This is a genomic window from Falsiruegeria sp. JB4-1 (assembly GCF_055693495.1).
Window position 1 is genome coordinate 3,045,158 of sequence record NZ_JBVFTZ010000001.1, and the last position, 24,453, is coordinate 3,069,610.

Annotated in this window: 21 protein-coding genes, 1 tRNA gene and 4 pseudogenes; 12 read left to right on the forward strand and 14 right to left on the reverse strand. The window is 57.4% G+C overall.

Features of this window, described 5'->3' with window-relative positions:
- Nucleotides 1-5: 5 nt before the first annotated feature.
- From ACZ1HE_RS15595 to ACZ1HE_RS15610, 4 genes are all read right to left on the reverse strand, one after another.
- Entirely contained in the window at nucleotides 6-446 is a 441-nt protein-coding gene (locus ACZ1HE_RS15595; protein ID WP_472622228.1) for a hypothetical protein, read from the reverse strand.
- A gap of 115 nt (nucleotides 447-561) precedes the next feature.
- Nucleotides 562-990 (reverse strand): hypothetical protein, encoded by a 429-nt coding sequence (locus ACZ1HE_RS15600; RefSeq protein ID WP_472622230.1) that lies wholly within the window; start codon nucleotides 988-990, stop codon nucleotides 562-564.
- Complete coding sequence (locus ACZ1HE_RS15605) at nucleotides 987-1,163, reverse strand: helix-turn-helix domain-containing protein (RefSeq protein ID WP_472622232.1); 177 nt, start codon at nucleotides 1,161-1,163, stop codon at nucleotides 987-989. Before ACZ1HE_RS15605 ends, ACZ1HE_RS15600 begins: the two co-directional genes overlap by 4 nt.
- Before the next feature lie 199 nt (nucleotides 1,164-1,362).
- Nucleotides 1,363-1,449: transfer RNA gene (locus ACZ1HE_RS15610), tRNA-Leu, on the reverse strand.
- A 211-nt stretch (nucleotides 1,450-1,660) separates the two neighbouring features.
- Here ACZ1HE_RS15610 and ACZ1HE_RS15615 point away from each other — a divergent pair.
- Nucleotides 1,661-2,320 (forward strand): DsbA family oxidoreductase, encoded by a 660-nt coding sequence (locus ACZ1HE_RS15615; protein ID WP_472622234.1) that lies wholly within the window; start codon nucleotides 1,661-1,663, stop codon nucleotides 2,318-2,320.
- 30 nt (nucleotides 2,321-2,350) lie between these two features.
- Entirely contained in the window at nucleotides 2,351-3,010 is a 660-nt protein-coding gene (gene lipB / locus ACZ1HE_RS15620; protein WP_472624497.1) for a lipoyl(octanoyl) transferase LipB, read from the forward strand.
- A gap of 79 nt (nucleotides 3,011-3,089) precedes the next feature.
- On the opposite strand, the gene ACZ1HE_RS15625 is transcribed toward lipB, so the two are convergent.
- The 3 genes and pseudogenes from ACZ1HE_RS15625 to ACZ1HE_RS15635 form a co-directional block, all read right to left on the reverse strand.
- Nucleotides 3,090-4,292 carry a bifunctional helix-turn-helix transcriptional regulator/alpha/beta hydrolase gene (locus ACZ1HE_RS15625; protein ID WP_472622236.1) on the reverse strand — a complete coding sequence of 401 codons (1,203 nt, stop codon included), beginning with the start codon at nucleotides 4,290-4,292 and terminating at the stop codon, nucleotides 3,090-3,092.
- Entirely contained in the window at nucleotides 4,282-4,812 is a 531-nt protein-coding gene (locus tag ACZ1HE_RS15630; RefSeq protein ID WP_472622238.1) for a hypothetical protein, read from the reverse strand. The genes ACZ1HE_RS15625 and ACZ1HE_RS15630 overlap by 11 nt, the downstream gene beginning before the upstream one ends.
- 356 nt (nucleotides 4,813-5,168) lie before the next feature.
- A pseudogene (locus ACZ1HE_RS15635) lies at nucleotides 5,169-5,586 on the reverse strand (HIT family protein).
- Between the two features lie 164 nt (nucleotides 5,587-5,750).
- Between ACZ1HE_RS15635 and ACZ1HE_RS15640 the strand changes: the two are divergent.
- The 4 genes from ACZ1HE_RS15640 (at nucleotide 5,751) to ACZ1HE_RS15655 (ending at nucleotide 10,476) form a co-directional block, all read left to right on the forward strand.
- Nucleotides 5,751-6,746 (forward strand): helix-turn-helix domain-containing protein, encoded by a 996-nt coding sequence (locus ACZ1HE_RS15640; RefSeq protein WP_472622240.1) that lies wholly within the window; start codon nucleotides 5,751-5,753, stop codon nucleotides 6,744-6,746.
- A gap of 94 nt (nucleotides 6,747-6,840) precedes the next feature.
- Entirely contained in the window at nucleotides 6,841-8,025 is a 1,185-nt protein-coding gene (locus ACZ1HE_RS15645; RefSeq protein WP_472622242.1) for a sterol desaturase family protein, read from the forward strand.
- Between the two features lie 161 nt (nucleotides 8,026-8,186).
- The gene (gene ctaD, locus ACZ1HE_RS15650) at nucleotides 8,187-9,857 is read left to right on the forward strand and encodes a cytochrome c oxidase subunit I (protein WP_472622244.1); all 1,671 of its coding nucleotides are present in this window, start codon (nucleotides 8,187-8,189) and stop codon (nucleotides 9,855-9,857) included.
- Between the two features lie 139 nt (nucleotides 9,858-9,996).
- Complete coding sequence (locus ACZ1HE_RS15655) at nucleotides 9,997-10,476, forward strand: DUF2244 domain-containing protein (RefSeq protein WP_472622246.1); 480 nt, start codon at nucleotides 9,997-9,999, stop codon at nucleotides 10,474-10,476.
- Between the two features lie 3 nt (nucleotides 10,477-10,479).
- Here ACZ1HE_RS15655 and ACZ1HE_RS15660 read toward each other — a convergent pair whose 3' ends face one another.
- Nucleotides 10,480-10,965 (reverse strand): GatB/YqeY domain-containing protein, encoded by a 486-nt coding sequence (locus tag ACZ1HE_RS15660; RefSeq protein ID WP_472622248.1) that lies wholly within the window; start codon nucleotides 10,963-10,965, stop codon nucleotides 10,480-10,482.
- Between the two features lie 195 nt (nucleotides 10,966-11,160).
- Between ACZ1HE_RS15660 and carA the strand changes: the two genes are divergently transcribed.
- Nucleotides 11,161-12,327 carry a glutamine-hydrolyzing carbamoyl-phosphate synthase small subunit gene (carA, locus tag ACZ1HE_RS15665; protein ID WP_472622250.1) on the forward strand — a complete coding sequence of 389 codons (1,167 nt, stop codon included), beginning with the start codon at nucleotides 11,161-11,163 and terminating at the stop codon, nucleotides 12,325-12,327.
- Nucleotides 12,328-12,399: 72 nt separating this feature from the next.
- Nucleotides 12,400-14,292 (forward strand): glycosyltransferase, encoded by a 1,893-nt coding sequence (locus ACZ1HE_RS15670; protein ID WP_472622252.1) that lies wholly within the window; start codon nucleotides 12,400-12,402, stop codon nucleotides 14,290-14,292.
- Here the strand turns inward: ACZ1HE_RS15670 and ACZ1HE_RS15675 are convergent.
- The gene (locus ACZ1HE_RS15675) at nucleotides 14,289-14,939 is read right to left on the reverse strand and encodes a GntR family transcriptional regulator (RefSeq protein ID WP_472622254.1); all 651 of its coding nucleotides are present in this window, start codon (nucleotides 14,937-14,939) and stop codon (nucleotides 14,289-14,291) included. The genes ACZ1HE_RS15670 and ACZ1HE_RS15675 overlap by 4 nt on opposite strands.
- Before the next feature lie 105 nt (nucleotides 14,940-15,044).
- On the opposite strand from ACZ1HE_RS15675, the pseudogene ACZ1HE_RS15680 reads away from it, so the two are divergent.
- From ACZ1HE_RS15680 to ACZ1HE_RS15695, 4 genes and pseudogenes are all read left to right on the forward strand, one after another.
- A pseudogene (locus tag ACZ1HE_RS15680) lies at nucleotides 15,045-15,688 on the forward strand (pyrimidine 5'-nucleotidase).
- A gap of 136 nt (nucleotides 15,689-15,824) precedes the next feature.
- The gene (locus tag ACZ1HE_RS15685) at nucleotides 15,825-16,025 is read left to right on the forward strand and encodes a hypothetical protein (RefSeq protein WP_472622256.1); all 201 of its coding nucleotides are present in this window, start codon (nucleotides 15,825-15,827) and stop codon (nucleotides 16,023-16,025) included.
- A gap of 72 nt (nucleotides 16,026-16,097) precedes the next feature.
- On the forward strand, nucleotides 16,098-17,294 hold the full coding sequence (locus ACZ1HE_RS15690) for a UbiH/UbiF family hydroxylase (protein ID WP_472622258.1): 1,197 nt from the start codon (nucleotides 16,098-16,100) through the stop codon (nucleotides 17,292-17,294).
- Nucleotides 17,295-17,302: 8 nt separating this feature from the next.
- Complete coding sequence (locus ACZ1HE_RS15695; RefSeq protein WP_472622260.1) at nucleotides 17,303-17,995, forward strand: M50 family metallopeptidase; 693 nt, start codon at nucleotides 17,303-17,305, stop codon at nucleotides 17,993-17,995.
- Here the strand turns inward: ACZ1HE_RS15695 and ACZ1HE_RS15700 are convergent.
- The 5 genes and pseudogenes from ACZ1HE_RS15700 to hutI all read right to left on the reverse strand — a co-directional run bounded on the left by ACZ1HE_RS15700 (nucleotide 17,983) and on the right by hutI (nucleotide 24,450).
- Nucleotides 17,983-19,111: pseudogene (locus ACZ1HE_RS15700) on the reverse strand (aminotransferase class V-fold PLP-dependent enzyme). The gene ACZ1HE_RS15695 and the pseudogene ACZ1HE_RS15700 overlap by 13 nt on opposite strands.
- Nucleotides 19,112-19,268: 157 nt before the next feature.
- Nucleotides 19,269-20,949 (reverse strand): annotated as a pseudogene (gene hutU / locus ACZ1HE_RS15705) (urocanate hydratase).
- On the reverse strand, nucleotides 20,946-21,728 hold the full coding sequence (hutG, locus tag ACZ1HE_RS15710; protein WP_472622262.1) for an N-formylglutamate deformylase: 783 nt from the start codon (nucleotides 21,726-21,728) through the stop codon (nucleotides 20,946-20,948). The pseudogene hutU and the gene hutG overlap by 4 nt, the downstream one beginning before the upstream one ends.
- Entirely contained in the window at nucleotides 21,725-23,248 is a 1,524-nt protein-coding gene (gene hutH / locus ACZ1HE_RS15715; protein ID WP_472622264.1) for a histidine ammonia-lyase, read from the reverse strand. Before hutH ends, hutG begins: the two co-directional genes overlap by 4 nt.
- Entirely contained in the window at nucleotides 23,245-24,450 is a 1,206-nt protein-coding gene (hutI, locus tag ACZ1HE_RS15720; protein ID WP_472622266.1) for an imidazolonepropionase, read from the reverse strand. Before hutI ends, hutH begins: the two co-directional genes overlap by 4 nt.
- Nucleotides 24,451-24,453 lie beyond the last annotated feature (3 nt).

Below are 24,453 nucleotides of genomic sequence, written 5' to 3' on the forward strand. Positions count from 1 at the left end.
TTCAGTTAGGCTGCATGTGCGGCGCGATGTTGTTCAGGCGTCAGTATTTGCCAAACAGCATGTTGCCTGTGAAAATCGTGCCATCCAACCGCTAGTTTCCTGTCGATCAGGCGACGTGTACCCGTTCGTTCTTCGAAGGTTTCGTGAATGTCGTTGCCAAAGTAGTGGTCGGCGATTTGCTTGAACGTCAGACCAGCGTGATGCGCTTCATATCCGGCAGGAATGAACGGCTTTTGATCTTCGATTTCGTGCCGAATTGCGCGAATGAAATACTCACGTTGCCAATTGAGATTCACACCCCGACGATAAGACCAACCACCCCAGATATGCCCGTTCGGCCATGTCGCATACCAGCCGTATTTCTGGGGTTCATCCGCATGAACACGAACATTGAAGAACCACGGCCAACCTGGTGGGTGTTCGTCACGATGTGGGTGTAGTTCCATGCAGGTATTAACAGCGTGGTAGGGTCCGCAAAGACAGTAGATCGCACCCCGACCCTTCCATTGCTTCGGCGCGGCGGCTTTCAACAATGTCGTTTTGTTTCGGAAACCGTGCAGGTCAGTCACAGCGGGCACCCAACACGGCTTCGATCTGCTTGTAGGCCGCGACGAAAGAATCGCCATCCAACGACTCCCACACATCTTCTACAACTCTGCACACGTCAGCGGGGCAATTCATATACCAACCAGTTTTGTGAAGTTTGTGGTAGATCGTGGAAATCATCGCCTTGGCGAAATCGTTAAATCCCAGACCCAGGGCATCACGTACCAGACTCAAATCCCACAGGATCGAACTGGCTTCCGCGTTCATTCTGGACTGGTCAACGACAGCTTGCGCCCTGGTGGTCATGAAGTCGGGCAGATTTGCCGACAGTGACTCAACCCGACGATAAATGGATTCCCCTTTCGCAACGAAGTCGGGGTCTTTCAGTCCCTGGTGACGATGGACTGAAAAGAACGTACCCGGCGGGTTTTCTGGTTTGTTCATGCCACATTCCCCAGTTCCGGTTCAGGGTAGTACCTGACCGTCCCTTCGTACTCGATGTAGGCTGGACCTTTTCCGTCCCGACGCCAGCGGCGCAGGGTTTCGGATGATACGTTCAATTCCGTCGCTTTTTCCGTAATGGTCAGCAACGGCATGATTTCAGTTTTGGCGGGCATGGGATTCAATCCACGAAGCACACGATTCCGTCCCTGATCGTGCTGGTTACTGTGTGACTTCGTTTCTGATGCTCTTTACATGCCCACAGATTTTTTGACACGTCAACGAATTATCGCGCAACTGTGGGGCAGACTGTGGGGCATAATCACCCGTCACGCCCCAATTATGGAGTAATATCAATATGTTAAGGGGGTGATCTGGTGCGGTCGAGAAGACTCGAACTTCCACGGGTGTTACCCCACAGCGACCTCAACGCTGCGCGTCTACCAATTCCGCCACGACCGCACTGCCAAGGCTTGGTGGGCCGGGGTCTATAGTGAAGCGCGGGCGTTGTGAAGAGGTAATTCGCAAAAATTTGCACTCTACCCGCCCTTTGGAACGTCACGCTCTCTCGCAGAGTCGATTGAGCGATCTCTAAAGGTGCAATGCCTTGTGTCCTCTTGATTTCCCGGGCGCAGAACTCACCTAATGAAGCAAGCCTGATAAGGAACAGAACATGCCAAGCTCCGATACCCGCCCAATCGTTCAAATCGATATCGTGTCGGACGTGGTATGCCCATGGTGCATCGTGGGATTTCTACAGTTGGACCAGGCGTTGACCCGTACCGGCTATCTGGCGAATCTTCGGTGGCACCCGTTCGAACTGAACCCCACGATGTCTCCAGAGGGACAAAACCTGCGCGAGCACATCATGGAGAAGTACGGCTCAACAAAACAGCAAAGTCAGCAGGCGCGCGATCAATTGACCGCATTGGGCAACGATCTTGGGTTTGAGTTCAATTTTTCGGATGACAGTCGCATGGTGAACACCTTCAAGGCGCATCAGCTGCTCGATTGGGCCGAGGAACAGCAGTTGCAGCACCCTCTCAAATTGGCCTTGTTCTCTGCCTATTTCACGGGCGGGCAGGATGTTTCAGACACCGAATCCTTGGTTGAGATCGCACATTCCGTAGGGTTGGATGCCGCAGCCGCAAGGGATGTCCTGAACAGCGGAGCCCGTGTTCAGGACGTTCGCGGCAAGCAACAGTTTTGGACAAGTCGCGGTATCTCTGGTGTTCCTTCGATGGTATTTTCTGGAAAGTATCTGGTCACCGGGGCACAGGGTGTCGATACATATGAACAACTTCTTCTGCGGTGTGTATCTGAAGCTGCCTGACCACTCTTTCCCTTCTCGCTCCATGCACATATAGAACGCACCATGGAATGGATCACGTCAGACGAATTGGTCGGCTATGAACAGGCCGTAGGCTTCATGGAGAACCGTGTCGCCGAAATCGCGGCTGGTACGGCTGACGAATGTATCTGGCTGGTCGAGCATCCACCGATTTATACAGCCGGCACGTCTGCCAAACCCGAGGATCTGACAGACCCGAACCGCTTCGAAGTGCATGCCAGCAAACGCGGAGGGCAATACACCTATCATGGCCCTGGTCAAAGAGTTGTCTATGTCATGCTGGATGTGGGTAAGCGGGGACGCGACGTCCGTAAGTTCGTCCACCAGCTAGAGACATGGGTGATAGCTGCTTTGGCAGAGTTCAATGTTCGTGGTGAAATCCGCCAAGGCCGTGTTGGGGTCTGGGTCGAACGGGATGACAAGCCACTGACAGCATCAGGGGCGAAAGCCGAGGACAAAATTGCAGCCATCGGCATACGGCTTAGAAAATGGGTCAGCTTTCACGGGATATCAATCAATGTGGAACCCGATCTGGACCATTTTTCGGGCATTGTCCCTTGTGGTATTTCCGAGCACGGTGTGACCTCGCTCGTAGACCTTGGGCTGCCGGTCACCATGGCAGACGTCGACATCGCCCTCAAACGCAGCTTTGAGAAGATCTTCTCGGAATAACCTTCGAAGACAAAGAGTTAGAGTGGTTCGAAACGGCAGGTGACATCTGTCGCCCCGATATCTGACTAGGAACCCGACCCTACGGGTGGTCGGTCGAGGCCAGCTTCGCAAGAGCCGCCAAAACAGCATCGGGTCGTTCATAAATCAAAAACTGACCCGCATCCGAAAAGGCCTGAAAGGAAATATTGTCGTGTTGCGCTGCAAACAGTTCTGTCGCGCAGCAAGGGATCACTGGATCCAGTTCTCCGTGAAGATGAATAACCGGAGTGTTCGACCCTTCAACATTGGGCACCCAATTCCGCACCATTAGGTGCCCGTCAGAGGTAAATCCTGCCGCACCGGTCTGCGCTGCAAAACGATAGCCAGCGAACATGAGCTCTGACAGGTTCAGTCGATCTACTACCTGCCGCTCGTGGCTTCCCGGTTTGTACAATGTGTCCATAAACTTGGACACTTCATCACTATCCACAAGAGCAATTCCTGCACGAACAAAAAAGGGCAGCAAAGCGGGCGCAAAACGGGCAGTGTATGCCATGACACGTTGGCGCGGAGCCATTTTGGAAATCTGCTTCATACGAAGGACCGGTCCGCCACCAGCGACGGCAACCATTCCCTGCACTTTTCCCTTCAATCTGGCACATGCAACATGCCCATGCAGGGCGCCAGCCATGTGACCTAAAACAAGTGGCCGCTCTAGACCCATGGTTGCAATCAACTCGTTGATATGGGCAGTTCCGATGTCCAATGCCTCCTCGGGGCTGCCAACAGCATGTGATGCACCGTATCCTGGTCGTACGGGTGCTATGACCCGATATCCGCGCAAGGCTCCGATCGCCTGCATGTGCTGGAGTGGCGCCATACCATCCAGCATTCCGTGCAAAAATATGACCGGGCGACCCTTGGGATCACCACACTGAAACAGTTGCATTTGTAGACCGGTGTTCATCAGGCGCACTTCTCTGTGTAGCCCAATCGACCCGACCTGACGGTCGTGCGTACGACCTTCATTGCCAACGAGAAACGCAACCAACCGGATCAAATCAACCTGGCCCGGAGCACCGGTCTTAGCCAAAACTGACTTGGTTTGATTGCGCACCGTATGCTCTGACCGCCCAGATTGCTCAGCGATGTCACGTAGACTATGACCCGACATCAAGTTGCGCACAATTTGCACTTCGGCGCGCGACAATCCAAAAGAAGTTACAAGCAAGTGCTCAGCTTCAGCCGTCCACTGATAATCGAGCCCCTCAATCATCAACTGCGGCACGCCATCATCTCGCACAATGCGAGCAATCAGATGACGAGGTTGCAGAATCCGTTGTGAGAACAACAGCTTCGGCCCCTGTACCGTCGCTTTGAGCAGCTCGGCGCAACTCCTCCAGCAGGTTTACCGAACTTGCATTCAGTCGATCACTCAATTCACTCAGGCTGTCTAGGGTCGGCACAAAACGGTGGGTCCCGGAACCGGTTGCCAGCACCCGACCATCAGGCGATGCCAGAACAGAAACTCCGGACGCAGCCGCAACCCGGTCGCGCAGATCTTTTTGCGGAACTTTGCGTCCGATCTGATCCAGGATGTCATGTGCCCGCGCAAAATGTGCCTGAAGCTCTGGATCAATCTCCATGCCTCCTTGGACATCCCGGCCATCAAGGTGCGACGCTAACTTGGGTTCGTTCAGTATAGCAGTGATATGCTCTTCCCAGGCTTGCATGAAATGCTCATACAGTTCCGGACGCAGTACCGTTTCATAGATCGCTGCGATAACTTGATCGCGCGTAATCTCGCCTGCTCGCTTCGCCATTATACCGTGTTGACCCGTGGTCTTCTTCTTTGCGCCTAAAATAAGTGAGTACGCAAACAATGCCAGCCCAATTTATTAACCAATAATCGCCACTTTGAACCATTTGGGTCATGTCGCGAGTCAGCGTCTACTTCACATAGAATGTGCCGTTCTGTGAGTGAGTGGTGTTTTTTTCAAGTTGTGGAGGCGAACTTTTGTCCGTTTCCCTTATTTTCATAGTAAATGCCGCCCCGATCCCATCTCGGGGCGGTAATTTTTTGTAGTTCTGCATCAAGCCCGAACCGCCAAATCAAAGCGGCCGGATGATCACGACTTTGTGAACACCCTTCACGCACTCCTCTTGGTTCATCTGAACCTCAAGCTATTGCTGCCCGAATTTTGTCCGCGTGCTGTGCAATGAGATCAAAGTCCCCCATCTTACCCGGAGCACGTACCGATACGCCCTCGTGGCGCGGCAGAACATGGAAATGCAGGTGAAAGACTTCTTGCCCGTGCGGCGGCTTCGTTGAACTGCTGAATGGTGACACCGTCAGCATCAAACGCCTTCATGACCGCGTTGCCCATTTTCTGCACGGTAGTGATGACCGCGCTGAGTTGCTCGGGGCTTGCATCCAGGACGTTGCGGCACGGTGTTTTCGGAATAACCAGCAGGTGCCCGTCCGCGCGCGGCATGATATCCATGAACGCAATAGTCTGGTCGTCTTCATAAACTCGGTTCGACGGAATTTCGTCGCGCAGAATTTTGGCAAAGATATTGTCTGGATCATACGCCATTGGGCACCTTCCTGTCTGTCTCTGCCCTGTTCTTGCGGTCTGGGCAGTCAACGTCAAGCAAACAGGGAAAACCGGTTGATTTTGAAACCCGAAAATTCACAATCAACGGGACAAGTCCCGCGTAACCGGCCACCCTACTCAGATTTGAACCAGACGGAGACGAAATGCTCGATCTGATCCTTCGCGGCGCGACCATTGGAATTATACTTACCACAGCAGCATCATTGGTGTTGTCACGGCGCGGGTCTGCCGACTATTCGGTTGCCGTTTTCGGGGCGATGATCGCATGTTACTTGATCGTGTCTGCCCCCGCATCAACCGGCCTGGCTCCTTCAATCAGGGTTGCTCTAACAATTGGAGCATTGGTGGCCCCCCTCGCCTTGTGCTGGATGGCGCTTGAATTACTCACCGACACGCCATCGTCCCATTGGCCAGTATTACTGCTTGGTGGGGTGACCGTACTTGCGGGGGCGACCGCTTTGTTGTGGCCGCAAACGGGATTGGTCCGCACGGCACTGGCGGTCGTCCTTTATGGCAGTTTGATTTGGTTGGCGGTCAGCACCGATCGGGATGATTTGGTAGCCAAGCGCCGTAAGTTTCGTCGAGGCTTTCTGATTGTGCTGGGGCTTGTCGGCGTTCTGGTCACGGGAATTGAGGCATTGAACATGGACACCGAACTGCCGCGCGCGGCCTTTCTTGCGCAATCAGGTGGTTTTCTTTGTCTGGCGCTTGTCTTTGCCCTTTGGGCTCTACGCCCCCATGAAGACCCCACGCACCCGCAATCACTGTTACCTGAGCAAGTCAGGCATCCGGATGTAGTCGCCCGGCTGACGGAAGCTATGGCCAATGGAGCATGGCAGCGCGAAGGTCTGACAATCGGAGAATTGGCTGCTGATCTAAACGTTCCCCAACACCTGCTGCGCAGCACGATCAATGGCGATCTTGGCTTCCGCAATTTTTCTACCTTCGTCAACGGCCATCGCATTGAGGCTGCCAAACGCATGCTTGACGATCCCGCCAACCGCCGAACGACAATTCTTGAGATTGCGCACGACGTCGGATTTGGTTCTCTCGGCCCCTTTAACAAAGCGTTTCGCGCCCAAGCAGGCCAAACCCCACGTGCATATCGAAACAGGTTGAAAACAAAAGAAGCTGGTTGATTTCGCAAAACACCCTTCGATTTCAGTATCGGCAGGAATCTGCGACTCAGCCCTGGCAACCTCTGTGTCATTCCAATCATGACAGGAGGTCCCAATGACCCAAGACCATTTTGTTGCAATCGTTTTTGAAACGCTCACGCACGACATTTTGCGCTATGTCCTCGGAGCAGGTGGTGTCTATCTGATCGTCAACGTGCTGCTCAGGCGACGCCTTGCTCATCGTAGGATCAGGCCCGGCTGTGCGGATGCCCCGCAAATCCGACGAGAATTGCTGGCCAGCGCCCGAACAACCCTAATTTTTGCCGCCACTGGCATCACAATCGCTGTTACCCATTCGCTGGGATGGATGCCGATCTACACGGACATCAACACCCACGGCTGGGGTTATCTGCTGACTTCGTTCGCAATGATCGTGGTTGCACACGATGCATGGTTCTATTGGTCCCATCGCCTTATGCACCATCGCGGCCTGTTTCGCCTCATGCACAGATTGCACCATCGTTCACACAACCCGACGCCTTTCACCTCGTATTCGTTTGATACTTCAGAAGCTGCCGTCAACGCGTTGTTTTTGCCTCTCTTTGTAGCGATCATTCCAATGCATCCTGCGGCCCTTTTTGCTTTTGTCGTGCATATGATGCTTCGCAATGCCATTGGGCACTGCGGATACGAGATCTTTCCGGCTCGCAAAAACGGACGCCCTCTGTTTGGTTGGCTTACAACGGTTACGCACCATGATCTGCACCATGCTGACGGGCGTTATAACATGGGGCTCTATTTTACGTGGTGGGACCGGTTGATGGGAACCGAACACCCACACTACCTCAGGGAATTTGCGCGCTCGACCAACGACGTAAAGTGGAAACCCAACCAGATCGCAGGGATAAGCCTTGCAGCCCTTCTGGCACTGACAGCCTTCAAATCCGAAGCGCAGCCCCTATCTGGCACCTATGCCGCACCCGGTTTGTCATTGGTGGTGCGGTTCGAGCCCTGCCCGGATCAAAACAAGGTTTGCGGTCGTTTGTTGTGGGGATGGAACATGGAGCGCTGGAAGGCTGCGCAGGCCGGGGATCTGATAGTTACCGGGCTTGAACCAGCCGCAGACACCTGGACCAACGGCCGTCTGGTCGACCCGGAAACCGGCATGCAGTACACAGGCACCATTCGCCGCAGCACTGGAGGCGGGCTGAACCTAAAAGGCTGCGCTGGCTTATTGTGTCGAACACAGCACTGGCGACCGCTCGGCCCCATTAGGACATCACTTTCAAGCCTTAAATGAGCTCTAGAGGGCCGCGTTCATTCAAGGGGGTGCGGCCATTTATCTTGATCCATATCAAACTCCACCATTGAAGGCGGTCCCGCTGCACTCTAAAACCAGCGGGAATCCGCGCCGCATGGAGAGGTCCGGCTGCGCGCGCAGTTGCAACAGGAGGCACCTAAATGGCAGACGCAGCCATTCATGGTCACGAGCATGAAGACGATCGCGGTTTCTTTACCCGCTGGTTCATGTCGACCAACCACAAGGACATCGGGATTCTATACCTGATCGTCTCGGCCCTTGCGGGTCTGATCTCGGTCACATTGACCGTCTACATGCGACTGGAGCTCATGGAGCCCGGCGTCCAATACATGTGTCTCGAAGGCGCCCGTTGGTTTGCAAGCGACGAAGTTTGCACCCCCAATGGCCACCTGTGGAACGTGATGATCACCTATCACGGCGTCCTGATGATGTTCTTCGTTGTCATCCCTGCCCTATTTGGTGGTTTCGGCAACTACTTCATGCCGCTGCAGATCGGTGCGCCGGATATGGCGTTCCCGCGGATGAACAACCTGTCGTTCTGGCTCTATGTTGCTGGTACGTCGCTGGGTGTGGCGTCGATGCTGACACCGGGTGGTAACGACCAGCTTGGGTCGGGCGTTGGTTGGGTTCTGTACCCGCCGCTGTCGACCACAGAGGGCGGCATGTCCATGGACCTTGCGATCTTCGCGGTACACGTATCGGGCGCCTCCTCGATCCTGGGCGCGATCAACATGATCACCACCTTCCTGAACATGCGTGCCCCCGGCATGACCCTGTTCAAGGTGCCGCTGTTTTCTTGGTCGATCTTTGTCACCTCGTGGCTGATCCTGCTGTCCCTGCCGGTTCTGGCGGGCGCGATCACCATGCTGCTGATGGACCGCAACTTTGGCTTTGCGTTCTTTGATCCAGCCGGTGGCGGTGACCCGATCCTGTACCAGCACATCCTTTGGTTCTTTGGTCACCCCGAAGTTTACATCGTGATCCTGCCCGGTTTCGGCATCATCTCTCACGTGATCGCAACCTTCTCGCGCAAGCCGGTCTTCGGCTATTTGCCGATGGTTTGGGCGATCATCGCGATTGGTGTTCTGGGCTTCGTCGTTTGGGCGCACCACATGTACACCGTTGGCATGTCGCTGAACCAGCAAGCCTACTTCATGCTGGCCACCATGGTCATCGCGGTGCCTACAGGGGTTAAGGTCTTCTCGTGGATCGCAACCATGTGGGGCGGCTCGATCGAGTTCAAGACGCCGATGCTGTTCGCCTTTGGCTTCCTGTTCCTGTTCACCGTTGGTGGTGTGACCGGTGTGGTTCTGTCGCAGGCCGGTGTGGACCGTGCGTATCACGACACATACTACGTTGTGGCACACTTCCACTACGTGATGTCGCTTGGTGCGGTGTTTGCGATCTTTGCCGGTATGTACTTCTACTTCGGCAAAATGTCGGGCCGTCAGTATTCCGAGTTCTGGGGCAAAATCCACTTCTGGATGTTCTTCATCGGTGCAAACCTGACCTTCTTCCCGCAGCACTTCTTGGGTCGTCAGGGCATGCCACGTCGTTACATCGACTACCCTGAGGCATTTGCGTATTGGAACAAGATCTCGTCCTATGGCGCGTTCATCTCGTTCGCTTCGTTCCTGCTGTTCTTCGGTATCATGTTCTACGCGCTGTTCCGTGGTGCTCGCATCACTCAGAACAACTATTGGAACGAATATGCTGACACGCTGGAGTGGACGCTTCCGTCGCCTCCGCCAGAGCACACGTTCGAAATCCTGCCCAAGCAGGAAGACTGGGACAAAGGCCCCGCGCACTGATCCCATCAGACAGACAACGACAAAGCCCCGGCATCGCGCCGGGGCTTTTTCTTTGCGTCGGTGGACAAATTGTCACGAAGCCAAAGCAGTAACTTGAAAGGTTTTGACCCGATATCAGTGCCACCCTAGGTAACACTCCATGCCCTATGACTGGACAGAAAAGACAGATCACTCGCAGACGCTACGCCTGTGGCCACACAACTCTCTGCCGCAGCGAGGCGCTGCGGCCTGGGTATTGATGGTATTTGGTTTCGCGACAATCCCGTTGGTTGCAGTACTCGGAACAGTGTTGCTATGGGGATTGTTGCCCTTTGTTCTGCTGGCAGTTGGGGGCATGTGGCTTGCGATCGAAATGAATTATCGCCAACGCCGCACCCTTGAAGTTCTGACTTTGTCGGACACCCAGGCGCATCTGATCAGACACAACCCCAATGGCGCCCCTCAAGAATGGGCCTGCGATCGTTATTGGGCTCGTATTGAGATACACCCCGAAGGGGGGCCAGTACCGAACTATGTCACGCTGAAAGGATCGGGGCGCCAAGTCGAAATAGGCGCATTCCTGTCCGAAGACGAACGCATCGCACTTTATGATGAATTGTCGGTCAAGCTACGACACTAGGCCTCAGCACTGACCGCCAGAGGCCGCGCACAGTTGGTCCTTGACCATCGGGCCGACTTTTCCAAAATCCATCTGACCGGTGTAACGGCCTTTGAGTTCGCCCATCACTTTACCCATGTCGCGGATCGAATCTGCGCCCGTAGTTGTGATCGCATCCAAGATGGCCTTGCTGACTTCATCATCATCAAGTGCCTTGGGTAGAAATTCTGAGATAATCTCGACCTCCTGCTGCTCTCGTTCAGCAAGGTCCAGTCGTCCACCCTCTTCATAGGCACGCGCGCTTTCTTGGCGCTGCTTGGTCATTTTCCCAAGAATGGCAAGAACTTCGGCATCGCTGATACAGCTCGCTTCTTCGCCGCCCGCTGTGCGTGCAGCAATGTCCTTGTCCTTGATCGCAGCATTAATTAGGCGCAGAGTCGACAACCGTTGGGCCGCCTTGTCCTTCATCGCCTGTTTCAACGCTGCGTTGACGCGAGATCTCAGGTCCATTTTTTGATCCATCCCCATGGAAACACAAGACCCCGACCATACCGAAAGAAAAACCACGAGACAACCAGAAGGGTATCCGCGTAAGTCATTGAAAAACAACGATAGCCTAAAAATTGATCACCAACGCCTGACCCTTGACCTGACGGCCCAACCCTCTTAGGTATGCGCCGGTTTACCCTGCAGGAGAGTCGCGCCATGGCACCGTCCACCCCGTCCAAGCCCACCGCATGTCTGGCTTTGGCTGATGGAACCATTTTCTATGGGATCGGGTTCGGAGCACAGGGACAGACAACTGCTGAGCTCTGCTTCAACACCGCGATGACTGGCTATCAGGAAATCATGACAGATCCGTCCTACGCCGGGCAGATCGTGACCTTTACCTTTCCCCACGTAGGTAACGTTGGCGTCACCCCCGAGGATGACGAGACCGCTGATCCTGTCGCCGCCGGTATGGTGGTGAAATGGGACCCAACGCTGGCCTCGAACTGGCGTGCGACCGAAGAGCTCAAGGCCTGGCTGGAGCGCCGGGGTCGGATCGCCATCGGCGGCATCGACACTCGCCGTCTGACCCGCGCGATCCGTCAACAAGGCGCGCCGCATGTGGCATTGGCGCACGATCCCGAAGGCAACTTTGACATCGAAGCTTTGGTTGCCGCTGCGCGTGGTTTTGCTGGTCTGGAAGGCATGGACTTGGCCAAGGATGTCACCTGTGCCCAAAGCTATCGCTGGGACGAGATGCGGTGGGCTTGGCCAGATGGCTTCCCCAAGCAAGACGCTCCCCGTCACAAGGTAGTCGCGCTGGACTACGGCGCAAAGCGCAACATCCTGCGCTGCTTGGCAAGCGCAGGCTGCGACGTGACTGTCTTGCCCGCAACCGCGACTGCTGCCGAAGTTCTGGCCCACAACCCTGATGGCGTGTTCCTGTCGAATGGCCCCGGCGACCCGGCCGCAACCGGCGAATACGCCGTACCTATGATCAAGGAAATCTTGGACACCACAGAACTGCCGGTATTCGGTATCTGCCTTGGTCACCAAATGCTGGCATTGGCGCTTGGCGGTCAGACCGTCAAGATGAACCACGGCCACCACGGTGCCAACCATCCGGTCAAGGATCTGGATACCGGTAAGGTGGAGATCACTTCGATGAACCACGGTTTTGCGGTTGATGCGCAAACCTTGCCCGAAGGCGTGGTGGAAACCCACAAATCTCTGTTTGATGGCTCCAATTGCGGTATCCGCATGACCGATCGTCCGGTGTATTCGGTACAATACCACCCCGAAGCCTCGCCCGGCCCGCAAGATAGCTTTTACCTGTTCGAGCGCTTTTCGGCTGCGATGGATGAGCAAAAAACCAACGCTTGAGTTGATTTTCTTAACGATCCGTTAACCTTATGATTGCAAACCTGACCCGATGCTGGACATCGGGCGGGCTGCATGAGCGAGCAACTGATACGACTTTCCGCCGCCACACCGGCGGCCCACGAGCTGCAGCCCAATCTGCCGCTGGGCCGTTACCTTGTGCGAAGTGGAGTGATCACACAGGAGCAACTGGTTCACGCCCTGCAGATGCAACTCCTGCTCGACGCACCTATTGGTGAAATTCTGGTGGCCGAAGGTTGGGCTGAACAGCAGGACATTTTGTCGGCGCTGGCCCTTCAGAACGGCATACAGGTCGCCGATTTGGCAATCAGCCCTCCGGATTCTGAACTGTGCGATTTGCAGACCAGTCAGTTCTGGTTGCAACATAATGCCATTCCCTGGATGCAGCTGGGACCGATGGTAATGATCGCCACCTCGCGTCCAGATCAGTTCGACGCCATCAGGGATGCTTTTGTTGGGACGGGCGTTATGGTTCTACCTGCGCTGGCGAGCGAAGAGCAGATCGATGCGGCTCTCGCCAAGCAGTTCTCTCGCAGCTTGGCCGTCGCGGCTGAAACACGGGTCAAACCATTCTACAGCTGTCGAAACTGGCGGATCACTAAACGACTTCCTGCGATCCTTGCCACACTCAGCACGATCTCTCTGGCACTCGCTGCTCCAACCTGGGCCCTTACGGCGTTGTTTCTGACAGCGATCGTGACGCTGGCAATGTTTGCCACACTAAAAGCGATGGCATTTGTCACCCATCTTTTGGATCACTCCCATCTGACCGCTCCTCGGCCCAAGCCAACACCAGAAACCGCGGGTTTCAGATATCCGAAAGTGTCCGTCCTTGTGCCGCTTTATAAGGAACGCGAGATTGCCTCGGCCCTAGTCCGCAGGCTTAGTCGATTGACCTATCCCAAATCTCTTCTGGATGTGGTCCTTGTTCTCGAAGAAGAAGATGACGTTACCCGCCAGACCGTCGCCCAGACCGACCTGCCTGCCTGGATTCGCGTCATCGAAGTGCCCGCGCATGCAGGACTAACCACGAAACCTCGGGCAATGAACTATGCGTTGGATTTCTGTCGTGGCGACATCATCGGGGTCTGGGATGCTGAAGATGCACCAATGGCAGACCAGATTGAGCACGTGGTTAGCCGCTTTGCGCAGACAGCAGACGATGTTGTCTGCCTGCAAGGGATCTTGGATTACTATAACCCCCGCAGCAGCTGGCGCGCGCGATGTTTCACCATCGAATACTCAAGCTGGTTCCGCATCATCCTGCCCGGGATCGCGCGCATGGGACTGGTTGTACCCTTGGGCGGCACAACCCTATTTTTCAAACGCGAGGCGCTTGAGAAGCTAGGCGGCTGGGACGCGCATAACGTTACCGAAGACGCCGACCTGGGCGTGCGCCTGTGCCGCGCTGGTTACCGAACCGAGCTGATTGACACTGTCACATATGAAGAGGCTAATTTCCGCGCCTGGCCATGGGTCAAACAGCGTTCGCGCTGGCTCAAAGGGTTCATGGTCACCTATCTGGTGCACATGCGCTCGCCCCGGCAATTGTGGCGCGATCTGGGGACGCGGCGGTTCCTGGGGGTACAGGCCTTTTTCCTGGGCACCTTTGGGCAGTTCCTGCTGGCTCCCGTCCTTTGGTCCTTCTGGCTGATCCTGTTGGGGTTCTACCATCCGGTCCAATCGGTTCTGCCGTTTTGGATCGTTCACCTTAGCGTTGGCCTTTTCGTTGCGACAGAACTTTTGGCGCTGGCCGTTGGGCTGACATCGGTCTCACGCCGCGAGCGGCGGTTCCTGATGCCTTGGGTCCCGACAATGATCCTGTATTTCCCCTTGGGCGTTGTCGCCGCTTACAAAGCGCTCTACGAACTGGCCGTGGCGCCTTTCTTTTGGGACAAAACCCAACATGGCCATGCCGACGAAGAACAGGCGCCAAACCAGCCCTAGCTGCGCTCGCGAATATCCGCATCTCGCTTGAGCCGCGTCATGAAAGCCACCGAAATATGATCCTTGAGCGCGGCTTCGGCCGCATCCTCATCGCGCGCCGCGATGGCCTCGACAATGCCCTTGTGCTCGCTCTGCGCAATCTCTCCCCGCCCTTCGACGGCCAGTGACGTCGTCGCCATCAGAGCCATAGTGCGATGCACCAAATCCAGTTGCTGCACCAGATAGCGGTTGTGCGAGGCCAAGTGTATCTGAACGTGAAACCGGCGGTTGGCCCGGCTGAGCGCCTGCGGGTCCCCCACAAGCGCATCATCTGCCTCAACCATATCACGCAGCACCTTGATCTCTTCTTCGGTCGCATGACGCGCCGCCAGACGGGCCGCCAGGCCTTCCAGCTCGCGCCGCACCTGATAAAGCTCGGACATCTGGTTGTGATCGAGCGAGGCCACGATCAGCGATCGTCCATCACGTTCGAGCAGCGATTGCGTCTCAAGCCGCTGCAACGCCTCGCGGATCGGGGTACGCGACACGCCAAAGCGCTCGGCCAGGTCGCTTTCCACCAGCCTGTCACCGGGTTTGTAAACCCCGACGTCAATCGCCTCGAGGATCAGGTGATAGGCGTCTTTCTGCGAATGCCTGCTTTGGCTCATATGACCTCTTGGCCTCCCTTGTGTCGGACCTGTCTATCCCTCTGCCCCCTCAGCAATCAAGTCTGGGCGTTGATTGCTGATCTTACCTGCCCTAGATAGCGGGTCATGGTCAAAGACGCGTTTACAGAAGTTTCCCAATGGGTGTTCGATCTGGACAACACCCTATACCCACCGCAGATGGGGTTGTTCGATCAAATCGAAGTAAAGATGACGGAATACGTCATGACGGAACTTGGCGTCAGCAGACCCGAAGCGGATCGGCTGCGATCAAAATACTGGCGCGAGCATGGCACCACGCTGGCTGGCCTGATGCGCGAACATGACATCGACCCCGATCCCTATCTGGTGGCCGTCCACGATGTGGACATGACCCACATGACCGCGACCCAGGCCTGGCAGAGCGCATAGGCACTCTGCCCGGCCGCCGCATCGTCTATACCAACGGCTCGGCGCCTTATGCCGAGCGTGTTTTAGCAGCGCGGGGATTGAGCGGACTGTTTGATGCGATCTATGGGGTCGAACACGCGGGGTTTCGCCCTAAACCGGAACGGGCCGCGTTTGAGCAAGTATTCGAACAGGACGGCATAATGCCCACGCGGGCGGCAATGTTCGAGGATGATCCCCGAAATTTGGCTGCCCCACATGCCATGGGCATGCGTACGATCCTGGTTGCGCCCGGTCGCCATGACGGCGACCATATTCATCACCAAACTGTTGATCTGAAAGCATTTCTAGATCTTCTGCACTAACGCCGAAACTGCGACGAAAACGCACCTAAAAGATGCATGATTGACTCCATATATGCCGATCATATCCTCATCACTCAGGAGCGTTTTCCATGGCCGCAATCGACATGCCCCCCGCCTTCCATTCTGGCAGCGCGCGGTGTTTTCTGTTCCGGTCTTTGGCCGAATGGCGCGCGAAGTGGCCTATGGCGACGACGAAAACCTGTTCTATGCCGCCATCGCATTCATCTGCGGTTGGGGCTGTTCGATCATGCTCTTTGGTCTGCCCGGTCTCTACCTACCCGCCTTGGCGCTGGTGCCTTTGATGTTTCTGGTTCTAATCGTCATCTCGCGGGGCTGACAAAAGACAGGATGTCGCTTGGCCTTCCCCCGGTATCGGCACTAAGTTGCGTCCAAGAACAAGAGGCGCATCATGACTGACACTTGCGACATCCTGATTTCCGGCGGCGGCATTGCAGGTTTGACCGCGGCGGCCACCTTTGGCCACGCGGGGTTCAACGTTGTCTGCGTCGATCCTGCCCCGCCAATCACCGAGCGTGACGTTGACGGCTCGGACATGCGCACGACCGCCTTTCTGCAACCGGCGCAAACTCTGCTGGACACCTGCGGCCTGTGGGCGCGCCTGTCGGATCATGCCGCGCCTTTGCAAATCATGCGCATCGTGGATGCGGGCGGGGAACTGCCCGAACCGCGTATCGTGCGGGATTTCAACGCTGCCGACATCTCGGACATGCCATTTGGCTGGAACCTGCCCAACTGGCTGTTGCGCCGCGAGATGGTGGCCCGCTTGGCCGAGCTGCCCAATGTCGACTTTCGTCCTGGCACGGGCACGTCCGGCCTATTCACCCGCACGGGCGAGGCCCGAGTGACCCTGACCGACGGCTCCCGCGTGCGCTGCAAACTGGTACTGGCCGCCGACGGACGCAATTCCCCTATGCGCGAAGCTGCAGGGATTGGCGTCAAAACCATCCGCTATGGTCAAAAGGCGCTGGCCTTTGCCGTCACCCACCCGATCTCACACCAGAACGTCTCGACCGAGATCCATCGCTCGGGCGGCCCGTTCACGCTGGTCCCCCTGCCCGACTGGCAGGGCTCGCCGTCGTCTGCAATCGTCTGGATGGAACGCGGTGCAACCGCGCAAGAGCTGCTGGCGATGGAGCCCGAGGCGTTCGAGGCGGCCATGACCGAACGGTCCTGTGGCCTCTTTGGTCCGCTCAAACTCGCCTCACGCCGCACCATCTGGCCCATCATCAGCCAATCGGCCGAGCGGTTGAACGGTGAACGCGTGGCGCTGATGGCCGAAGCCGCCCATGTGGTGCCCCCCATCGGCGCGCAGGGGCTGAACATGTCGCTGGGTGATCTGGGGACCCTGTTGGAGCTGGCACAGGCCCGCCCCGAGGGATTAGGCGATGCACAGATGCTCAATGCTTATCACAAAGCCCGTCACAACGAGATTGCGTTGCGCGTCAAGGGCATCGACCTTCTGAACCGCGCCTCAATGGTGGAAACCCGTGCGCTGCGCGACGTACGCGCCGCTGGGCTGAATGCCCTTTATTCGCTGGCGCCTGTGCGCAAAACCCTGATGCAGATGGGTCTGGGCGTCCGGTGAACCGCCTGATGGCCCTTCTGCGCGGCCATTGGCAGTTGATTGCCCTGACCGCGCTGCTGTTCGCCCTTTGGCAAACTCCGATGGTGGCACCACTCAAAATCCTGATCGTCTACCTGCACGAGCTTTCGCATGTCATCGCGATCCTGACGACGGGTGGTTCAGTTGAAAGCCTGACCGTCAACGCCAACGAAGGCGGGCTGGTCATCTCGCGCGGCGGCAACCGTTTCCTGAGCCTCAGCGCAGGTTATCTGGGCTCACTCGTCATCGGCGCATTGCTATTTGTGGCCGCTGTCCGCACCCACGCGGATCGCGCTGTTTTGGCCCTTCTCGGCGGGATCATACTGCTGACAACCGTGCTTTACAGTCGAGAGCTGTTTGCCGTGGGGTTCGGCCTGATCACGGGCTTTGCCATGCTCGCCATCGCACGCTTTTTACCGCGCGATTACAGCGATCTGATTCTACGTGTGGTCGGCTTGGCGAGCATGATCTACGTGCCCTTTGACATTTTCAGCGATACGATCCAACGCTCGTATCTCAGGTCCGACGCCCGTATGCTGGCAGAAGAGTTTGGCGGCGCCACGATGATGTGGGGCGGACTGTGGATTGTGATCAGCCTGGGCGTGCTGGCGCTTTGCCTGCGCTATGGTTTGGGGGCGGAAAGCAACATCCGCCCCGCATCCAAGTCGGGTTACAAAACCTGATCAAGCGCGATTTTCAGCCGCCCGATGGTGCCATCGACGTCATAGAGTTTGTCCAGACCAAAGAGGCCAAGGCGGAAGGTGCTGAAGTCCGCAGGCTCGTCACATTGCAGCGGCACACCAGCTGCGATCTGCATGCCCAGGGCAGCAAATTTCTTGCCATTCTGAACCTCGGGGTCGCTGGTATAGCTCACCACCACCCCCGGTGCACCAAAGCCGTCGGCGGCAACCGAAACGATTCCCTTTTCAGCCAGCATCGCACGGACACCATTTCCAAGCGCCCACTGAGCTTCGCGCAGCTTGTCAAAGCCATAATCACGCGTTTCCACCATCGTGTCCCGGAATGCGCGCAGCGCATCTGTCGGCATGGTCGCGTGATAGGCATGGCCGCCGTTTTCATAGGCCTGCATGATCTGACGCCATTTCTTTAGATCAATCGCAAAGCTGTCCGAAGTTGTCTCTTCCAGCCGCTGCTCGGCACGTTCCGAGAGCATCACCAGGCTAGGCGCAAGGCGACGCGCTCCAACCTTTTTGCGGGGCCGAGATCAGGACGTCCACGCCAGTTGCCTTCATATCGATCCAGGCGCAGCCGCTGGCGATGCAGTCCAGCACCATCAGCGCTCCCACCTCATGCGCGGCAGCCGCCATCGCGGTTACATAGTCATCCGGCAGGATCACACCCGCGGCGGTTTCCACATGTGGGGCAAAGACGATATCCGGTTTCTGCTCGCGGATCGCGGCCACAACCTCATCAATCGGGGCGGGTGCAAAGGGCGACGGGCTGGAATTTCCGGTCTGGCGAGCTTTCATCACCTGAGTGCTGGCAGTCAGATCGCCAGTCTCAAAAATCTGACTCCAACGGTAGGAAAACCACCCGTTGCGCACAACAAGCACATTGGCACCGCGTGCAAACTGACGCGCAACCGCCTCCATCCCATAGGTCCCACCACCGGGGATCACAGCCACGCCATCAGCACCATAGACGTCTTTCAACATGTCCGAGATGTCGCGCATCACACCCTGAAAGGCGGCGGACATGTGGTTCAGGGACCGGTCGGTGAAAACCACCGAAAACTCTTCGAGCCCGTTGGGGTCGACAGTATCAAGCAAGGCAGGCATAGGAGGTGTCCTTTTGTTCACGTCGGATAAACCTTGCCGCCCTGCCTTAAAGAGGTAAAGCGGCAAACCGACACAGAACAGATTAGAATCCGACACCACTGCTTCACTTGGCCGAAATACGGCAGGAGTTTTGGGGGCAATGCCCCCCATCCCGCGCTTACAAAATGCCAGGCAGGTTCAGATCATGCTCGCGCGCGCAATCCTTGGCGATGTCATAGCCTGCATCTGCATGCCGCATCACGCCCGTAGCCGGATCGTTCCACAGCACATTGGCGATCCGACGGTCCGCATCTTCACTCCCGTCACAGCAGATCACCATGCCCGAATGCTGACTGAACCCCATGCCCACACCTCCGCCATGGTGCAGCGACACCCAAGTCGCACCGCTCGCCGTGTTCAGCAGCGCATTGAGCAACGGCCAGTCCGACACGGCGTCCGAGCCATCCATCATCGCCTCGGTCTCGCGGTTGGGCGAGGCCACCGAGCCGCTGTCGAGGTGATCGCGACCGATGACGACCGGCGCTTTCAGTTCACCATTGCGCACCATCTCATTGAACGCCAGACCCGCCTTGTGACGGTCGCCCAGGCCGATCCAGCAGATGCGTGCAGGCAAGCCACTGGAACGCGATCCGCTCTTGCGCCATGTCCAGCCAGCGATGCAAATGCTCGTTCTCGGGGAAGAGCTCCTTCATCTTGGCGTCGGTCTTGTAGATATCCTCGGGGTCACCAGACAGCGCGCACCAGCGGAACGGGCCGATGCCCTTGCAGAACAGCGGGCGGATGTAGGCGGGCACAAATCCGGGAAAATCGAACGCGTTCTCGAACCCCTCGTCCAGTGCCACCTGACGGATGTTGTTGCCATAATCCAGCGTCGGCACTCCGGCGTTCCAGAAATCAACCATGGCCTCGACATGCACCTTCATGGACGCCCGCGCTGCCGCCTCGACCGCCTTGGGATCGCTTTCGCGCTTGGCGCGCCATTCGCCCATGGTCCAGCCCTGCGGCAGGTAGCCGTTGATCGGGTCATGTGCACTGGTCTGGTCGGTCACGATGTCAGGGCGCGCGCCCCCATCTTTCATCCGGCGCACCAGTTCGGGGAAGACATCCGCCGCATTGCCCAGCAGTCCAACGGACTTGGCTTCGCCTGCTGCCGTCCAGCGCTCGATCATCTCAAGCGCCTCATCCAGCGTCTCAGCTCTTTCATCCAAATACTTGGTTCGAATGCGAAAATCGATCGAATCCGGGTTGCATTCCACGGCCAAACAGCAGGCACCTGCGAACACTGCGGCCAACGGTTGTGCGCCGCCCATGCCGCCAAGACCACCGGTCAGAATCCACTTACCGGTCAGGTCACCATCAAAGTGCTGGCGCCCGGCCTCAGCAAAAGTTTCATAGGTGCCTTGAACGATGCCCTGCGTACCGATGTAAATCCACGATCCGGCCGTCATCTGGCCATACATCGCCAGACCCTTCTTATCGAGCTCGTTGAAGTGATCCCAATTGGCCCAATGCGGCACCAGGTTCGAGTTGGCGATCAGTACGCGCGGCGCGTCTGAATGGGTACGAAACACCCCCACAGGTTTGCCGGATTGCACCAGAAGCGTCTGGTCTTCCTCAAGATCTTTCAAGTTCGCAACGATCTTGTCGAAGTCTTCCCATGTCCGCGCCGCGCGTCCAATACCGCCATAGACCACCAGCTCATGCGGGTTCTCGGCCACATCCGGATGCAGGTTGTTCATCAGCATTCGCATCGGCGCTTCGGTCATCCAGGATTTGGCGGTGATCTCAGGGCCAGTGGGTGGAAAAACGTCGCGGGTGTTCTTGCGGGGATCCGTCATGCGGGGCTCCATTGTTTGAGCGTGATCAGAATGTCGGTGAGATGGGCACGCAGGACATTGGCCTTTTCGGGCAGATAGTCCCAAGGTGCGGCCTCGGTCATGTAGGTGGATTGCGCCAGTTCCATCTGGATCGCGTGCAGGTTTTCGGACGGCCTGCCGTAATGGCGCGTGGTCCAACCGCCCTTGAAGCGACCGTTCAGAATGTGCGTGTAACCCTCTGCTTTTTTGCAAATTTCATAGGTTTCGCTTTCAATCTTTGATGAGCAAGTTTCACCTAGATTGGTACCAATGTTAAAGTCGGGCAGCACGTCGGCAAAAAGGAACGGGATGTGCGAGCGGATTGAATGGCAATCATAGAGCACAGCAAATCCGTGGGTGTTTTTTACCCGCTGCAACTCTGCCTCAAGCGCCGCGTGATACGGCGTGTGAAAGGTATCGCGGCGTCGCGCAATCTCGCTCTCATCCGGTTCCATGCCTTCGCGATAAATCGGCAAACCGTCAAAATCTGTTGTTGGACACAGCGTTGTTGTGTTCTGCCCCGGATAAAGGCTTACCCCGCTCGGGTCGCGGTTCACGTCGATCACATAGCGATGCACCGGCGTGCGGACGGTGGTGATGTCATCCACCAACCCGGCGTAGAGATCGTGGATATGCCAATCCGTGTCGGCGAGCGCCTGTCCGGTCTCGTTGAAAGTCTCCCAGATCTCAGGCGGCACATCTGTCCCGGTGTGCGGCAAGCCCAAAACGAGTGGGCTGTTGCCACGGGTCACGTCGATCATGCGGGCACCTCCAATCCGGCAACATGGGCCAACTCGCCCGAGCGGACCATGGCGGCGGCGGCCTCAATGTCGGGGGCCAGATAGCGGTCTTCAGCCAGGGTCGGGACAGTGCTGCGCAGATGCGCAATCACGGCCTGCAACCCGGTGGACGTCGCCAGCGGCGCGCGGGCCTCAACGCCTTGAGCTGCACACAACAGCTCGACGCCCAGAATGACCGACAGGTTGTCGTTCATTCGGCGCAGACGCAGCGCACCGTGTGCGGCCATGGACACGTGGTCCTCTTGGTTGGCTGAGGTGGGTGTGGAATCTGTCACACACGGATTAGCTAAGTGTTTATTTTCACTCATCAAAGCCGCTGTCGTAACCTCGGCAATCATGAAACCTGAGTTGAGACCTGGATCAGGCGTCAAGAACGGCGGCAGATCGTAACTGAGCGTGGGATCCACCATCAACGCCACGCGGCGTTGTGCAATGGCGCCGATCTCGGCCACGGCAAGCGCGATCTGATCTGCGGCAAAGCCCACGTATTCAGCGTGGAAGTTGCCACCCGAGACGATCCGCCCTTCATTCACCAGAACAAGCGGGTTGTCGGTAACAGCGTTGGCCTCGATCTCCAGCGTTTTAGCCGCCATCCGTAGAACGTCCAGCGCGGCACCAACGACCTGTGGCTGGCAGCGAATGCAATATGGGTCCTGCACACGGGTATCGTCCTCGCGGTGGCTTTCACGAATTTCCGATCCGTCCATAAGCGTCCGCATACCTTGCGCCACGTCGACCTGCCCGGCATGACCGCGCAGCGTGTGGATGTCAGCAAGCAACGGTGCGGTGGAGCCCATAATCGCATCCGTCGACAATGAGGCAATCGTCATAGAGGCTTCGACCATGCGCCAGGCATCGAACAGGCCCGCGAGCGCATTGGCGGTGGAAAATTGCGTGCCGTTGATCAGGCCCAGCCCCTCTTTCGGGCCAAGCACAACCGGGATCAGGCCAGCTTTGGCCAAGGCCTTTGCCGCAGGCATTCGCTCGCCTTGATAAGTCGCCTCACCAGCGCCGATCATGGCAGCGGCCATATGTGCCAGTGGGGCAAGGTCACCGGATGCTCCGACCGAACCCTGTTCGGGGATCACAGGCGTCACGCCCGCCTCCAACATCGCCTCAATCAACGCGATCACATCCCACCGCACGCCAGACGCGCCGCGCCCCAGCGACAGCAGCTTGAGCACCATCATCAGACGCGTGCGATCCTCGGCCAGCGGTTGGCCCACACCGCAGCAGTGCGACAGGATCAGGTTGCGTTGCAGGGTGGCAGTATCCTCGGGCGCGATCTTCTTGCTGGCCAGTTTGCCAAAGCCCGTGTTGATACCATAGACCGCCGCCTCGCCAGCGGCAGCATCGGCCACCATCTGTGCTGCCACCTCGACAGCGGGACGTGCCGAAGCATCCAGTTTGGCGGGTGCCATGTTACGGTAAATCTCGCGCAGCGTGGCCAGAGTGACGGCCCCGGGGGTGAGAGAAATCATGCGGAATCTCCGTTAAGACGTTCGTGGAGAGGGTTGAAACCAATGCGATAAGACAGCTCCGCTGGCGTTCGGACATCCCAGATCGCCAGATCGGCTATGTACCCCTCGCGCAACTGACCGCGATCTGTCAGGCCAAGCGCCTTGGCCGCGTTGCGGGTCACACCTGTCAGCGCCTCAAGCGGGGTCATGCGAAAGAGCGTGCAGGCCATGTTCATCGTCAACAGCAGTGAGGTCAGCGGCGAGGAACCGGGGTTGCAATCGGTCGCCAAGGCCATCGGCACGCCATGGGCGCGGAAGTGATCAATGGGAGGAGCTTGCGTCTCGCGGATCGTGTAGAATGCGCCTGGCAGAATCACTGCAACCGACCCGCTGGAGGCCATTGCCCGCGCGTCATCCTCAGTTGCGTATTCCACGTGATCTACCGATAGCGCATCGTAGCGCGCCGCCAGTTTCGTGCCGCCCAAATGGCTCAGCTGTTCGGCGTGCAGCTTGACCGGCAGGCCCAAATCCTGCGCCACCTTGAACACCCGTTCGATTTGCGCAGGTTGGAACGCGATCCCTTCGCAGAACCCATCGACCGCATCGACCAGCCCCTCGGCATGGGCCGCGCGGAGGGCGGGAATGCAAACGTCATCGATATAGGCGTCGTCCTGTCCTGCATATTCGGCAGGCGTGGCATGGGCGCCCAGAAAGGTCGTCTTGATCAGCACCGGGCGCAGCTCTTGCAGCTGCCGCGCGGCGCGCAACATGTTCAGCTCAGTATCGAGATCCAGACCATAGCCGGACTTGACCTCTACCACGCTCACGCCCTCGGCCATCAGCGCATCCAGGCGCGGCAGGGCCAGCCGGACCAGGTCGTCGACACTCGCCGTGCGGGTCGCCTTGACGGTCGATACGATGCCGCCCCCGGCCCGCGCGACCTCTTCATAGCTGGCGCCATTCAGGCGCATTTCGAATTCCATCGCCCGGTCGCCACCGAACACGATATGCGTGTGGCAGTCGATGAAGGATGGCGTCACAAGCCGCCCTCCGGCGTCCCGGCGCGGTAGATCGGCAAAGTCGGCGGGCAAGTCATTTCCAAACCACGCGATTCGACCGTCTCGGACCGCCACCGCGCCCTCACCCAAACCGTAACCGTCTGAGTTTTCATCCATTGTCGCCAGCCGGGCGTTTAACAGAACATAATTGAACTTGTCGCTCATCAG